This is a genomic window from Hoylesella timonensis 4401737 = DSM 22865 = JCM 15640 (assembly GCF_000455445.1).
In the GTDB taxonomy this organism is placed as follows: domain Bacteria; phylum Bacteroidota; class Bacteroidia; order Bacteroidales; family Bacteroidaceae; genus Prevotella; species Prevotella timonensis.
This window is the reverse complement of record NZ_HG417095.1, coordinates 77,317-93,156: the sequence shown is the minus strand read 5'-3', so window position 1 is coordinate 93,156 and position 15,840 is coordinate 77,317. Positions and strand designations below refer to the sequence as shown.

Below are 15,840 nucleotides of genomic sequence, written 5' to 3'. Positions count from 1 at the left end.
CAATGAAAAGGCGAAGTCTCCATACACATACAGCCACGACAACGCCCTGAGTCTCCTACCCCACAGAGATAACCACTTCTATCAACGCGCATTAAGCCCCTTATTCGTACACTCCAAGAAGCTTGATATAAGGAGATAAAAATGAAAATTATTCTCTTTATATCATCTTCAAACTGTTTGTTATAATTTTAAAATAAAACCAACATTTAGTAAATGTATGTTAATTTATTTTATATTGAATCAACATTAGATTGAATCATAACGAATAATTGACTATTTTTGCAAAAAGCAATTAACTTTAAATCAATCATACGAACATTGCTCAAAATAGAGATGGACTTTGTCATATATTAATTTATACTTAAGATTCTATAATAACCAAAATAATATGAACAGAATATTACCCAGCAAGACCATCCGCAAAACATTGTTCACAATGCTGCTTAGCGGAAACATCCTATTGGCTCTTTCAACAGTAGCATCACCGTCTACGAGAGAAAAAATCAATAACTCAACACAACAAGACGTTACTTGTACTGGCATTGTATCCGATATCCACGGAGAGCCCATCACTGGTGCCTCAGTTGTATCCAATGACAAGAAATGGAAAACCATTACTGATATTGATGGCAGATTCTCCTTGAAGTCAATTCCTATAAATACAGTATTTACAGTTTCTTATCTTGGTTTCGAGACTATAACTGTGAAATGGCAAGGTAAGCCAATTATCATCACGCTCAAAGAGACGAACGAAGCCCTTAGTGAGGTTGTAGTCACCGCATTGGGCATTAAACGTGCAGCCAAAGCTCTAAGCTACAATGTACAAGAGTTGGCAGGTGAAAAACTCAACACCGTAAAAGATGCGAATTTCATGAATTCATTATCAGGGAAGGTTGCAGGTGTAAATATCAACGCATCGTCGGCGGGAATTGGTGGAGCTACGCGTGTTGTAATGCGCGGTATCAAATCAATTGCTCACGACAACAATGCATTGTATGTGATAGATGGTGTTCCCATCAGCAACCATAACGATGGCGGAAGCGGTGGTATGTATGCCGCTCAACCGACAGGAGAAGGTATTAGCGACTTAAACGCTGATGACATAGAATCGATGTCGGTTTTATCAGGACCTGCTGCGGCCGCTCTTTACGGATCGAGTGCAGCAAACGGAGTGATATTAATTACTACAAAGAAAGGAGCAGAGGGCATCACACGATTGGAAGTTTCTAACAGTACAACCTTCTCAAATCCATTCATCATGCCAGAATTTCAGGACACATACTCTAATCGACCTGGTGAATTTAAAAGCTGGGGCAAAAAAGGTACACTCTACAGCATGAATCCCGCAGACTTCTTCAATACAGGAACCAATCTCATCAACTCCGTTACATTTACAACTGGAACCAAGAAGAATCAAACATTTGCATCGGCATCACTGAACAACGCCGCTGGTATTCTACCCAACAATACTTACAACCGTTACAATTTTACGATTCGGAACACTACAAAATTTTTAAACGACAAACTTACACTTGATGTAGGAGCAAATTATGTACGTCAAAACCAAAAGAACATGATGGCACAAGGAGAGTACTGGAATCCTTTGCTTGCCTTATACTTATTCCCGCGTGGCGAAGATTTTGACGAACTTAGACAATATGAGATCTATGACCCTGTGCGACGTATTAGCATTCAGAATTGGACATGGGGTGACCAAGGTCATCTGCTTGAGAACCCCTATTGGCAAATGCACCGCAAAGACCGTACACAGCAACATGATCGATATATGCTCAATGCCAACCTGACATACGATGTCATGAAATGGCTTAGCATTAGTGGAAGAATTCGGATGGACAACCAACATAACAACAATGAAACAAAATATCACGCCACCACCAATCAATGGTGGACTCAGGGTAGCCAAAAAGGGCTCTATGGGTATGGACGTGGCGACAATCGACAGATATATGGTGATTTGATGGCTAACGTCAATAAAAACTGGAATGAGACTTATTCACTCTCCTGTACGCTTGGCACAAGCTTTAAAGATTACCGAACAAACTACGAGGGTTACTCTGGTCCACTTCGTGACATGCCCAATGTATTTAATGCCTATAACATAGACACACAGTTGGGTACTCCAGGAATCTCACATGCACAACTAAGAGAATATGCTATATTTGCAAGTGCTGAATTGGGTTGGCGATCAATGGTATATCTCACCATGACAGCTCGCAATGAGTGGTCGTCTACGCTTTCAAATACTTCACAGATGTCTTACTTTTTCCCCTCAATTGGAATTTCTGGTATTATATCACAAATGGTCAAGCTACCTAAAGCTATCAACTATCTAAAGGCACGCATTTCATGGGCTGATGTGGGTTCACCTCTGCCCATGAATCTTACAGAACAAGCATATACTTGGAATTCTAACTCAAAAACATGGGATGCACCAAACTACAGACCTATCAATAAACTATACCCTGAAAAGACTACCTCCTGGGAGGCAGGCATCAACACCAAACTTTTTGACAATACTCTCAGTCTCGATGCTACATGGTATTTATCAGACACTAAAAAACAGACCTTCAACGTACAGACATCGGCGGCCAGTGGCTATTCCTCTATGTATATCCAAACAGGAAATGTACGTAACTGGGGAATGGAGTTTGCATTGGGTTATCATCAACACTTCGGGTTGCTGAATTGGGAAAGTAATCTGACCTACAGCTTCAATCGGAATAAAATCACAGAGTTAGTTAAAGATTATTACGATGAAGTAACGAACGAACACTATCATTTAGACTATCTTAACCAATCAAACGTAAGGCTGGTTGTTGGTGGTACAATGGGAGATATTTATGCTGGCAGTGATTTTAAACGAGATCCTGAAGGAAATATTTGGGTAGACCCATCTACAGGCAACGTAGTAAAAGAGAATTTGGAGCAGCCAGTGAAAATTGGTTCGGTTCTTCCTGATGGAAATTTGGGCTGGCGTAATAGCATTACCATTAAAGGTGTGAATCTGACAGCACTTCTCACAGCGCGCTTTGGAGGGCACGTTCTATCGGTAACCCAATCAATTTTGGACGAATATGGAGTGTCCAAAACATCCGCCATAGCACGTGACAACGGTGGCATACAAGTTAACCGTGGACTCATCGATCCTGAAAAGTATTATACTGCTGTGGCAGGTCGCGAGCCCATTGCTCAAGAGTATCTGTACAGTGCAACCAATGTACGCCTACAAGAACTTTCCGTGGGATACACTATTCCTAAGACATGGCTACTAAACACATGTAGTGCCAACATATCCCTCATTGCACGCAACCTGTGGATGATTTATTGTAAGGCTCCATTCGACCCCGAATCTACTGCTTCAACTGGCACATACATGCAAGGTTACGATTACTTTATGCAGCCCAGCATGCGTAGTATTGGATTCAGCGTTAAGTTGAAATTCTAATTATTATGAAATAATAAGCAAACAATATGAAATACATCAAAAATACTTTTATTACATTGACTGTCATTGTATCCCTCTTGACAAGTAGCTGTACAGATAACTTTTCAGAGATTAATGCAAAAATAGACGGTGTCACCGAAAACGAAATGAGTGGAGACAATTTCAAGATAGGATCCTCATATCCTCGAATAGAAGCTTTGGTGGTCCCTGCTGACGCATCAGGCTATTTTCAACACCAAGAAAATTTATGTGGAGACGTGTATGGTCGCTTCATGATGTCAAATGCAAAATGGAAAGGTGGTAATCTCTCTGAGTTCAGCTATCAACATAATGGCTGGATAGACAACTGTTTCAACCTCATCACCGACTTCTATCCTGCATGGCGTGATATAGTGAAAGACACCCATGCTGAAGGCGTTAACTATGCTTGGGCAGTCATTCTACGAGTGTCTATCATGCACCGTCTTACCGACATTTTCGGCCCTATACCCTACTCTAAGATAGATAGCGGAAACCTTTTTGTGCCTTATGACTCCCAAGAAGAAGTCTACAAGAAAATGTTGAATGAACTGAGCGATGCCATTCAAACATTATCAGTATACCATCATGCCAACCCATCGGCTACTCCCATGAAGGCATACGACCGAGTATATGGCGGGGATTTTGGAAAATGGATTAAGTACGCTAATTCACTGAAACTACGAATGGCAATTCGAATGAGATTTGCTGAACCAGATTTAGCTCGTAAATATGCAGAAGAAGCTGTTAACAATAATGTGGGGGTTATCACTGACAACGCAGACAATGCAGCCTATCAGCCAACAGGAAACAATATGCTTTGGCTCGTGGTTGAGGGCTGGAATGATGCGAAAGCTTGTGCAGATATTACATCATACATGGAAGGATACAATGATCCTCGGCGAGAAAGATATTTCACAGAATCTACTTTCGACCAGAAGGGCTTTAAAGGATTGCGTGCTGCTACGAATACAAGTGACGATGCTTATAAAAAGTACTCTAAACCACGCATTGGACAAACCGACAAAACTCTATGGCTCACAGCCGCTGAAGTTTATTTTTTGCGATCCGAGGGTTCAATGCTTGGCTGGGAAATGAAAGGTTCTGCTAAAGAGCTGTACGAAGAGGGTATCCGACACTCATTCGACCAATGGGGAGCAGGATCTGCTGACGGATATATTCAAGACGGAAAGAGCAAGCCTGCTGACTATTTGGATCCCAACGGTAGTGCTGAAAGCGCTGAAGCCGTTAGCAAAATTACAATCAAATGGGACGACAATGCTAATAATGAGGAGAAACTTGAAAGAATTATTACACAGAAGTGGATTGCATTATGGCCTCTGGGGCATGAAGCGTGGTGTGAGCATCGCCGTACAGGCTATCCACGGTTCTTTGACTTGGTTCGCCCAGTACAGACCATATATAAAGGCATGAAAGTAGCCAATCGCCTGCCATTTGCACGCGCAGAATACGATAACAATCATGATAACATACGCAAAGCAGTACAACTTCTTGGTGGACCAGACAATTTTGCAACAAAAATGTGGTGGCAAGCAAAGCCATAGCAAAGAATGATATGTAACAAAAATAATCAACAAAACTACAACACATCAATGGAATATACAAAATTAATGGTACTTACCACATTTATAACTTTACTGTCGGCTTGTGACAGCTGGACGAATGTGGAAGTATACGAACCCACAAATCTAACGAATGCTAACCGCACAGAAACTTACTACGCCAACCTTCGGGCATACAAACAACGCACTCATACTATAACGTACGCTAAGTGGCAAGGTTGGACTGGTGTTGGTGATACGCTGAATGGACAAATGCGTGGACTCCCAGACAGTCTGAATGTTGTAGGTCTCACTGCTGCTTTCCAAGACCCTACAGCAGAAATGAAAAGCGACATGGAGTTTGTACGAAAAATTAAAGGTACAAAAGTGATTGTAGCGATATCAATAATCAATATTGGCGATGGTTTTAAAACGGAAAAGTCCAATCAGCAAGACATGAGTATACAACAATATGCAGACAAACTCATCAATTTGGTTTTACTAAACAATTACGATGGCTTGGACATCGAACTACTGCCTGAGAGTGGAAAAAGAGGTTCAATTGCAGGTGACAGGAATAACACTCACGAACTATTAGATGCGCTAAGCAGATCCTTGGGACCAAGGTCTGGTAATGAAAAATTACTTTTTTTTAGTGGAGACCCTACCGCCATATCTGCAGAAGAGATATACTGGTTCAACTATGTTGTAGCCTATGCTTTTGGGTCAAAGTCAGATGCAGATCTTGATAACATTGTCAAAGAATGGAATAAGCAATTCATTGCAAGTTTCAGTTTTACTGAACTGACAAGCCGCTTGATAGTCATGGAGGACTTCCTATCTCATAAAGATGGTGGTGTTCTCTATAAGGATCGTTTTAATAATGGGATGCTCAGCTTGGAAGGCATGGCTCGTTGGATACCACTATATCACGGAAAAAGAGTAACAAAAGGAGGAGTTGGCATCTATCGCATGGACAATGAATATACTATTGAAGGACAGACATCCACATATCCTGCCACTCACAAAGTTATCCAAATACTCAATCCATCTATTAAATAATTTTTCTTATGCTCAAACATTTCTTAATTTTTTATACTGTCATGGCAGCCTTCTTGATAACAGCCTGTAATGATGCCGAATATTCACCCTATGACAATTCCATTTACATAGCAGAAGCTTATGGGAACAATCAACGATACATCACAATAGACAATGAAGGGGCAGAAACTGCAATCTCTGCACGTCTTGCTCAAAAAGCTAAGACAACCGTTAAAGTTACAATATCTATTAACGACAAAGCTTTAGAGCGGTTCAACCAAAAGAACCATACCAACTACAGACCTCTTCCGACAAACTGTTACACTATCTCTGCGGAACAGATAGAGATACAAGAAGGAAAAGTGAGTAGTGAACCTATAAAAATAAAAATCAACACTACTACTCTCGAATCTCTTAAAGGCGAAGAACAATACGCTATTGCTGCAACCATCATCAGCTACAGCCCACAAGATATACACCTTATGGACAACATGAAGACCTGCGTTTTCGTCTGTGAGAAGACAAAAACAGAAACAAAGAATTAAACTATTATAATGAGAACAAAATACTGTATTATCAACATACTGGCAAGTTTATTACTGCTAATATCTTTTATAACAATAGGTTGCGATCAATCAGAAGATCCAGAAGACTACTCACCCAAACTCTATGTGTTTACGACTCTCAAAAATGGTATGGTAGAGCGATCTGAAGTGGTACAATCACCCACATCCATTATCATGCCAAAAGATACGGTTGAGTTTTATGTACACCTATCCAAGGAAGTGTCACATGACATTACTGTAAGCGTTACGGAGAGCCCGATAGTAGCTCACGAATATGACACTCTAAAGACTCCATTACCAACAGGATCGGTAAAAATGCTCGAGCAAAGTGTAGTGATACCTGCAGGAAAAACAATTTCCACCAAACCATTACGCATATCGCTGGAACAAACTAAAGATGTAGAGAGCCTGAAAGGAGAAGGTATCATAGCATTACAAATCACCACTAACAGTGGCATAGAAATCCTGAAAGGCCGAGATGTATGTTACTGGACCATCAGCAAACAAGTTCGTAACATCTTCCAAGGTTCTACGAACGGTATAACACCTTACCCAATCAATCTCTTCACACTGAAAGCTAACGTTCGCTCCAACCACCTACGTCGACTTTACGACAGTAGACCTAACACACAATGGTTCTGTGAAAAAGAGGGCTGGTTACAAGTACGATTCAATAAGAAATCAGTATTAAGTGGTCTTGCCATATGGCCATACGACAACAATGGAGATTATAGCGGCAGTCCAAAAATTATTGAATTATTCACAAGTAATGACGGTGAGGAATGGCAATCGCTTGGCATTGTTGAGTTTCCATTACCATCGGCATATAGTCCATTGGTTTTGAGGCTTTACTCACCTTTAGAAGTAGAATACGTAAAGATTGTATTCCACGAGGGGTTCAGTGAAAAAATAAGAATGGCAGAGCTTGCTGTTTATCATTAACCTATATTATTAACTTCAAAAACTAAAAATGATGAAAATGACAAAACATTTACTTCTGTTTATCATTTTGGCGATAACCTCCATGAATGGCATCGCAAAAAACGGATTCTACGAGTTTGACAGTGTAGTACCTGAGACAATTCTACAACTCTTTTTACAAGCTCAGAAAGAAGGACGCAATTATCCTACAGATCAACAGTTTAAAGATGCTGGTATCTCACTCGATGATCTGGAGTTCATCCGCTCACACGTGCAACGTCGCCAGTTGGTCAACCCCAAAGATCATTTGCTGACAAATCTGTACGATTATCGTAAATTATTCATGTGTACACCAATGGGCAATGGGCTTCATGGATACCATGGGTATCCAAGTGATGAATTGGGACACTCCGACGTCTATACCATGTGGAACTACACCGAAGCTTTCGGATCATGGAACCACGGCTTCTTCCAAGCTCCTGGATCTTGGGTAGACGCTGCTCACAAAAACGGTAGCCGTTGTATGTCAGGTCAAATGTTCTTTGAATCCACATTTGGTGGTGCGGATGATACAAAATGGATTCAGCTCATCTCCACCAAAGAAAATGGCAAATATGTTTACGTTGAGCCCATGATTAATGCTTTGATGTTTTTCGGGTCTGACGGCATTGTGTATAACTGGGAGGCACATGGCTACACAAATGCTGACGTGATAGCTTTCCATAAAGCACTGTACAAAAAGGCCAAAGAACGCAACTTCTTAGACTACAACTCGTTGATTTACACTAATGAGTCGTCATTAAATGAGAGCAACGCCAAATATCTTGTCGGCACGAAAGAAGAGCCTGTTCACGAGTGTTTCCTCAACTACTCGGGTGGAGACATTTCAGACAACATTGATAACTCACAGTCCATAGCCGAACAGTTTTGTGGTGGCACAGACAGAGTATACCAAGGTGTACACATCCTGCGCATGGATCGCACATGGACACGTCTGGCTAAACCTGGCGCTGATAAAATGGGACTGATTGTATGGGGAGAACACGAACGTACCCATATCTACGACAAATCTGAAGGAGCCACACCAGAGAAATGGCAAGCAGACTACCAACTGATGCAGGAACATTTCATTTCTGGTGGTAATGGCAATCCAGCCAATAGACCTTCGCTTAGTGGCAGCACCTCTGCTACTTATGCTGATAAACTGGCAAGCTTCTGCGGTATGGCGGAATTCTTCCCAGAACGTTCAACCATACAAGGCAAGCAGGCATTTGCTACACACTTCAACCTTGGCAATGGAAATTATTATTACTTGAACGGCGTGAAACAAACAAAAGGTGGCTGGTATAATATGGCTGCACAAGATGTGGTTCCCACTTACCGATGGCTCATCTACAAGGCTGGTACCACAAATGTGAACTCCACAATTAAGGCATCTTTCTATCATACTGATGCTTATGTCGGAGGTTCATGCTTAAGTTTGAAAGGCAATGCAGGCGCTGAAGGTGCTGACATCATTCTGTATAAGACACAGATGCAGCTTGGAACAGAACCTATAGCAAAGATTGCCACAAAATCGTTAGAAGGCAATGCAACACTATCGCTACTATTAAAAGTAGACGGCACATGGAAGGAATACGCTGCTGGGGCAATTGGAAGTAACTGGCACGAGAACACCATCAAGTTAGCTGATTTGGGGCAAGGAACGATTGAACGTATCGCACTCCGCATAAAAGGTAATGCAGATATCCTTGTAGGTAAGATTGAACTCAACGACAACACGGTCAAAACACCAAAGGGTATCAAAGAAATTCTTTCCGCAACCACAGTGGCCGAAGACGTTGATAACATAACGCTCAAAATACACTGGAAAGTTGATGCGACCCCTGATGAGTATGGACGCTGTTTTAACGAGGCCAATGACATTGACCACTTTGAAATAGTATGCAAAACTGAAACTGGAGACATCTTAGAGGTTGGACGTACCTCTCAATGGGCTACAATCGTATCAAAAGTACCTTTTGCTGCAGATGCAGAAACTATGGAAATAGGTGTACGAGCTGTTTCTACAGATCTTAAGACTAAATCAGAAATCAAGTGGTTTACGGTAAACAAGGGAACCCCCGATGAGATTGTTGATCCTTCAGATGTTTCAGGAAACACTGGTATTTACGACATTAACTTCAATAAAAAAACTCCTCACACACGTGAAGACCGCTACATGATGCACATCGGTCTCTATAGTAACGACGGAACACTACAAAAGTTCCCAAATAACGATATACAGTCACGTATTACCAAGCAACTCTATCTTGATGCCACAGAGAAGGCTCTCTTCGATGTAGTTGCTGGCGAGACCTACACACCGTATATCGATTATAGTGCTCTATGGATGAGTGGTTATGCTTACATTGACTGGGATAACTCTGGTGACTTCGATGCTGAAACAGGTATTTCTTTTGATGCCAACTGCAAGCCGACTCGTGAAGATAACTGTGAAGTGGTGAGCTTCTCGGCACACAATTCCAACAACGATGAGAACACTTGGTACAAGAGTGATGGAACACGTTTCTACAAATCAGAGTTCCCTAAACCTAACAATATCAAAATGGCGCCATTTAGAGTACCTGTCGACATCACACCTGGCATCTACCGCATGCGCTTCAAACTCGATTGGAATAGCTTAAAACCAGGAGGAAACGATGATCCTCGTAATTTGATTTACCAAAACGGAGGTGATATCATTGATGTACTTATCAATGTCCATGCTGCAGAAGGAAAATTGGGCGCTGATGCTAAGAACGGCACGGTAGAAAAGAACGGCAATATACTTACCACCGAGATGAACGCCACAGCTGAATATGGTAAGGACTTGCCATTAACATTCAAACCTGAACAAAATTACAATATCACAGGTGCTACCGTACGTCACGGTTACAATCTCAGAAACGAATACAACTACGCAGGTGACGGCAAATATGATGATAATGGTAATCGCCAATGGTGGGAAGACAAGCTCGAGTTCACAGGTGAAAGCTACACGATTCCAGCAAAACTTGTGAACAGCAATCTACTGGTAATTCCACACTTCAATTTACCTAATAGTATCAATACAGTTAATGTAGATGAAAAGACTCTTTCAGAAAACAACATCTACAACCTCTCTGGGCAGATGATACGCCGTGCGGGCGAAAAAACAAAAATTCCAGCAGGAGTATATGTTGTAAAAGGATGCAAATTTGTTGTTAAATAATAGTCTATGAATTTGAATGTATGAGCATCAGCTCATCCTATATGTAAAAAGCGACAGACCGTCTCCAAAGATAGATAGTCTGTCGTTTTTTTATAATCTATAAAAGGCTTCTTGTATCCCACAGAGGTAACCTTTTCTATCAACACACATTAAACCCCTTATTCGTACACTCCAAGATGCTTGATACTATGAGATAGAAATACAGCTAACATGACCTTGAAATATCATGAAAATGATGAGCCGTTTGGCATTATAATATCCTCATACTATAGGATTTATTGAACTTTCCTCATTTCGTCACTTTTCCGAAGCAGGCTTATAAATTAAGTGTCTTTCACAATAGCGCTCCTTTTTATTAACGACTATATCTACTTGTTAATGTTTCTTAATAATTCAGGAAAAGGTAATTATTTTTCTAAATTTCTGAATACTTTTGTAATAAATTTAACTTGCAGTAGCTTGGATAATTTATATTATCTGATTGTGCAAAAGCCTTGATGATAGACTACATGTTACACACGCTGTTAGTGATCACCCTTTTGACAAACATGTATGAAGAATTAATTAACACATTTATAACAATGATGACAAGAAAACATCTTTACACATTATTAATTACGTGCCTCGCACTGCTGTCCTCCGTCACAGCCAAGGCTGGTAACAGGGAATGGACAGTAAATACGAACAATCCGAAAGAATTGTTGTACACGTACAGGACAAAAAATTATACCTATGGTAAGTATACCCTCCACGGTGAAATTACATTTTCATTTGTCAACGAGCGTGTGAATCGTGAAGCTAACGACAACTGGAAAGATTTTCACATGCGCATAGGAACCGTTAAAGATAATGGCGTAATTTATAAAACGTCCGGATCTGTTAAAGTTGTAGGAACCGATGCCAATGGAAATCCGTATGATTTATCAAATTATTGTCACTTTCATTATTACAACTCAAATATTAATGAAGATAAGAATGACTTGGTAGAATTTGATGATTTTGTAGTTCAAGGCGGTGGCTGGTGGAATATGGATGTGCAAAGCAGTATTAAATTATTCTTCCAAGACTACACTGGTAAAGTTCTCGAAACGGTTCGCATCCCTCGCCCCATCGATAATACAGTTAAATGCTATAGCACCACCGAAGGCTCACTACTCGCTGACCAAAAACTATTAGTGCTCACTATCGCACCAACCTTTTGAATCGCTATAATGATTTTAATCAGCACATGAACAAAGGTGTGATGTTTGTGAAAAACAATGGCGACGGTACATATCTTTTCGATCCTGTGTGGGAGGAATTCAAGACCACAGATGCTAACAACAATCAATATGCCCGAAACAAATACAAACAAAACGCTTTAGGGTGGACAGGACAAGTTAGTAACGACAAGGTTGTAGTAGCTCCTAAAGGCGCAGATGGAAAATATCGTCTTACCATCAATGCACTCATGCCTATTGCTACAATCGAAGAACAAAAGGACGGTTTAGCCTATACACTGTTGCAAGCCATTGTACGTGCACCAAAAGGTGCTAAGGTCCGAATGAGTATCAAGGCTTGGGACTATATTTATAAAAAGTACAAAATGGTTGAAACAGATGGTGCCGTCATAGCAGGTGTTGGTATTGACGACACTTCCGATCTTACAAAAAATACTGCATACGGCACGGTTAATAAACATGGTCGTGTAGATTATCTAAAACGTGAGGCTAATGGTGGATGGTTGAAATTGGAATTTCCAGTTAGAATGACTCAGATAGAAAACATTCAAGGGCAAGAAATGGAATCGAGAGGCTACATGATTCTCACTTCTGACCAAGAATTTGAGGTGAGCGACATTTTTATGCTGTGGCGTCCCAATCAGCATGGATACTACCAAACATCTGCGAATTACACCCCCAATAATATAGGTGATGATGATATTAACACATCGTACGTTGACCTGACAAAAGAAAAAAAGTTCAGCCTCTTTGACCGAGGAGACAATCTCAATCGTGTGGTAAAGGTTAATGCAAACACTACCTTTGCACTTGAAGGGCACGAACACCCTTGCAACGTCTTAGTAGAAGGGAAAAATATGCCTCTGCTTTATCTTACTGACCGTGGTGTGCTGACAAACGACAATGGCTCATTCAAAGCAAACACCGGCGTATGGTTGAAAAATGACAAGAAACAATACATGGAGAGCGGCTATACCTTTGGTGTAAAGGAAGGCTTTACGGCTGATAAGGTTTGGTTCGACCGCAACTTTGCCCGTAGACAAGATGCTAACGGCAAATATCACAGCATGTCTACCATCTGCCTGCCTTTCGCGATGAACGCAACAGAGCTGTCCAAGTTCAACATATCAAAGGCTTACAAGTTCGAGAACGCCGATGGCAACACGGCTACATTTAAGGAGGTGACCTCTACCATAGCAGACACACCTTATTTGATAGAACCGAGCAAGGCTATCACGGATGCCAATGAAAAGCCTATCGAGTTTGTCAACAAGCAAATCCCTGCCAGCAACATTGCCACAGGCGACTTCATCGGCACCTACCAATATCGCAACTTACCAGCCAAAGACGGAGATTACACGAACTATATCTTCGGTTTCAATACACAGAAATTCAATTACGTAAAATCTAACGGTGCTTCGTTTAAGCCTTTCCGTGCCTACCTGCGCTCCATGCAATCGGCTGGCAACTTGGCGAAGAGTATCGAATTCAAGATTTGGGATGGTTCGGTGACGGGTATTGAGCAAATCGAAGCTAAAGATAACACACCATCACATGCACCCATCTACACCATTGACGGACGCATGGTTAGCCCAACGGGAAATCTACAACTCCTCCCTCAAGGCATCTATATTCAGAACGGAAAGAAAATCATTAAATAAGCAAACAAATGAAGAAGATATATCAACAGCCCCTCATCAACATAATTAAAATCAACGCCGACGATCTATTGAAAACTGTAGTAGCGTCGTTAGAAGACGATGCAGCAGGTGCAAAGCAGTTTGACTTTAATGATAGTTTTGAGGATAATGATGGGCTTGTATGGTCTGCCGATGATTATAAACAAGAACCATAACGTTGTTAACAGAATAAGATGAACAAAACAACATTATCAATATAACACGACGATAAGATACACTACGATAAAATCGATGATGGGTGGAACGATATGCTCGTTTCCACCCATCTCTTTTATATGCTGTGTACAAAAAAAATGTGGACGAAATAAACATGGTTATTTGTCTATTTCGCCCACATACAGCACAGAAGCACAACTGTTAGCTACGTTGAAGATGACTCCTACTTTAATCTAAGAAAATAATTGAGCTTATTGATGCGGTCATCTACTTGACAAGATTACCCAAAATGCTACGGGTTATTTCACGTGTCATCGTGCGCGCGGCTGCAGAAGTGGCATTCTTAACAGCACGTTCGGTAGTCGATGTTCGGGAACGTGATTTTTTACCTGTCACTTTATTAGATACAGCAGTGCCTAAGATAGAGGCAAATGTGGCAGTAAGGGCAGTAATAACGGATTTCAAAATCTTACTGAATAGCGTGTTACCACTGTGTTCAGCACTCGTGGGAGTTGTTTTATCGCTATCTTCTGCCACTTCTTGTTCGGCTTGCTGTTTCATCTGCATTAATTGTTCATAGGCACTCACGCGGTCAATCGGCTGATTGTATTTAATCCCCAATTTCGATTGGGCGATGATTGTTTTACGTTGTTCGTCGGTGATGGCTCCAATCTGACTCAACGGGAATAACATTTTGGCACGTTCAACTACCTGAGGAGCTCCCATTGCATCTAAGAACGACACCAGTGCCTCGCCTGTCTCAAGATTCGTAATCGCCTCTTCTGTCTTAAAAGCGGGATTAGCGCGAAAGGTTTCAGCTGCAGCTCTTACGGCTTTTTGATCTTTGGGCGTATAGGCACGCAGTGCATGTTGTACACGATTGCCTAATTGTCCAAGAATATTGAGGGGAATATCTGTGGGACTTTGGGTAATCAAAAAGATGCCCACTCCTTTACTTCTGATAAGACGTATCACCTGCTCTATCTTATCGATGAGCGCTTTAGATGTTCCGTCAAAAAGCATGTGCGCTTCATCAAAAAAGAACACTAACTTAGGTAATGGCTGATCGCCCACTTCTGGCAATGCAGTGTAGAGTTCTGAAATGAGCCAAAGCAGAAAAGTAGAATAGAGTTTTGGTTGCAACATCAATTTGTCTGCTGCTAAAACATTCATAATTCCCTTGCCCCCTTCGGTCTGTAACAAGTCGTTAATATCAAAAGATGGCTCACCAAAAAACTTATCGGCACCCTGACTTTCCAATTGAAGCAGTAAACGTTGAATGGCTCCTATGGAGGCTGAAGAAATATTCCCATATTTCGTGGTGTACTCTTTTGCATGCTGTCCAACATAGTCGAGCATGGAGCGCAAATCTTTCATGTCAATTATTAACAATCCCCTTTCGTCCGCGACACGAAACACAATATTCAGAATACCGGCTTGCGTGTCGTTGAGTTCAAGAAGTCGTGTCAACAATTCTGGTCCCATCTCTGAAATAGTAGCGCGCATAGGATGCCCTTGTTCACCATAAACATCAAAAAAGCGTACAGGACAAGATTGGAACGTGGGATTGTGTATGCCAAATTCTGCCATACGTTTCTCGATAAAGCCTGTGAGATGACCAGCCTGACTAATACCAGACAAATCGCCTTTCATATCAGCCATAAAGCAGGGCACGCCAGCCTGACAGAAAGATTCCGCCATTACCTGCAAACTAACTGTTTTGCCAGTACCTGTTGCGCCAGCCACCAAGCCATGTCGATTGACCATTGCCCCGTTCAACACAATCGGGCCATTCTGTCCATGTGCGATGTATAATCCTTGTTCTTGTGTGTACATGATATGTTATGAATAAATATTTTTGGTAAAGATACTGTATTTATTTGATAATTAGAAAGAAACAAGCAAAAAAATGAATGATATTTTTACAACGAAAGACA

Annotated in this window: 10 protein-coding genes; 9 read left to right on the top strand and 1 reads right to left on the bottom strand. The window is 41.2% G+C overall.

Features of this window, described 5'->3' with window-relative positions; genetic code table 11:
• The first annotated feature begins 388 nt into the window (after window positions 1-388).
• The 9 genes from BN35_RS07145 to BN35_RS07110 all read left to right on the top strand — a co-directional run bounded on the left by BN35_RS07145 (window position 389) and on the right by BN35_RS07110 (window position 13,902).
• Complete coding sequence (locus BN35_RS07145) at window positions 389-3,466, top strand: SusC/RagA family TonB-linked outer membrane protein (RefSeq protein WP_025071530.1); 3,078 nt, start codon at window positions 389-391, stop codon at window positions 3,464-3,466.
• Between the two features lie 26 nt (window positions 3,467-3,492).
• Entirely contained in the window at window positions 3,493-5,049 is a 1,557-nt protein-coding gene (locus tag BN35_RS07140; protein WP_025071529.1) for a RagB/SusD family nutrient uptake outer membrane protein, read from the top strand.
• 48 nt (window positions 5,050-5,097) lie between these two features.
• The gene (locus BN35_RS07135; RefSeq protein WP_159100000.1) at window positions 5,098-6,108 is read left to right on the top strand and encodes a glycoside hydrolase family 18; all 1,011 of its coding nucleotides are present in this window, start codon (window positions 5,098-5,100) and stop codon (window positions 6,106-6,108) included.
• A gap of 8 nt (window positions 6,109-6,116) precedes the next feature.
• Window positions 6,117-6,632 (top strand): DUF1735 domain-containing protein, encoded by a 516-nt coding sequence (locus BN35_RS07130; RefSeq protein ID WP_025071527.1) that lies wholly within the window; start codon window positions 6,117-6,119, stop codon window positions 6,630-6,632.
• A 9-nt stretch (window positions 6,633-6,641) separates the two neighbouring features.
• Complete coding sequence (locus tag BN35_RS07125; protein WP_025071526.1) at window positions 6,642-7,595, top strand: BT_3987 domain-containing protein; 954 nt, start codon at window positions 6,642-6,644, stop codon at window positions 7,593-7,595.
• Between the two features lie 37 nt (window positions 7,596-7,632).
• A complete protein-coding gene (locus tag BN35_RS07120; protein ID WP_234396631.1) occupies window positions 7,633-10,827 on the top strand; it encodes a glycosyl hydrolase family 85 in 3,195 nt (1,064 codons plus the stop codon).
• Between the two features lie 581 nt (window positions 10,828-11,408).
• Window positions 11,409-12,029, top strand: coding sequence for a hypothetical protein (locus BN35_RS14130; RefSeq protein WP_234396630.1), 621 nt, complete (start codon window positions 11,409-11,411; stop codon window positions 12,027-12,029).
• Complete coding sequence (locus BN35_RS07115) at window positions 12,026-13,708, top strand: hypothetical protein (protein ID WP_234396629.1); 1,683 nt, start codon at window positions 12,026-12,028, stop codon at window positions 13,706-13,708. Before BN35_RS14130 ends, BN35_RS07115 begins: the two co-directional genes overlap by 4 nt.
• Window positions 13,709-13,716: 8 nt before the next feature.
• Window positions 13,717-13,902 carry a hypothetical protein gene (locus tag BN35_RS07110; protein ID WP_025071524.1) on the top strand — a complete coding sequence of 62 codons (186 nt, stop codon included), beginning with the start codon at window positions 13,717-13,719 and terminating at the stop codon, window positions 13,900-13,902.
• Window positions 13,903-14,170: 268 nt separating this feature from the next.
• Here the strand turns inward: BN35_RS07110 and BN35_RS07105 are convergent, their stop codons facing one another.
• A complete protein-coding gene (locus BN35_RS07105) occupies window positions 14,171-15,739 on the bottom strand; it encodes a helicase HerA-like domain-containing protein (RefSeq protein WP_028900842.1) in 1,569 nt (522 codons plus the stop codon).
• Between the last annotated feature and the right edge of the window lie 101 nt (window positions 15,740-15,840).

Coding starts and splice junctions, on each gene's coding strand:
- BN35_RS07145 (WP_025071530.1), top strand. CDS start 389: ATGAACAGAATATTACCCAGCAAGACCATCCGCAAAACATTGTTCACA.
- BN35_RS07140 (WP_025071529.1), top strand. CDS start 3,493: ATGAAATACATCAAAAATACTTTTATTACATTGACTGTCATTGTATCC.
- BN35_RS07135 (WP_159100000.1), top strand. CDS start 5,098: ATGGAATATACAAAATTAATGGTACTTACCACATTTATAACTTTACTG.
- BN35_RS07130 (WP_025071527.1), top strand. CDS start 6,117: ATGCTCAAACATTTCTTAATTTTTTATACTGTCATGGCAGCCTTCTTG.
- BN35_RS07125 (WP_025071526.1), top strand. CDS start 6,642: ATGAGAACAAAATACTGTATTATCAACATACTGGCAAGTTTATTACTG.
- BN35_RS07120 (WP_234396631.1), top strand. CDS start 7,633: ATGACAAAACATTTACTTCTGTTTATCATTTTGGCGATAACCTCCATG.
- BN35_RS14130 (WP_234396630.1), top strand. CDS start 11,409: ATGATGACAAGAAAACATCTTTACACATTATTAATTACGTGCCTCGCA.
- BN35_RS07110 (WP_025071524.1), top strand. CDS start 13,717: ATGAAGAAGATATATCAACAGCCCCTCATCAACATAATTAAAATCAAC.
- BN35_RS07105 (WP_028900842.1), bottom strand. CDS start 15,739: ATGTACACACAAGAACAAGGATTATACATCGCACATGGACAGAATGGC.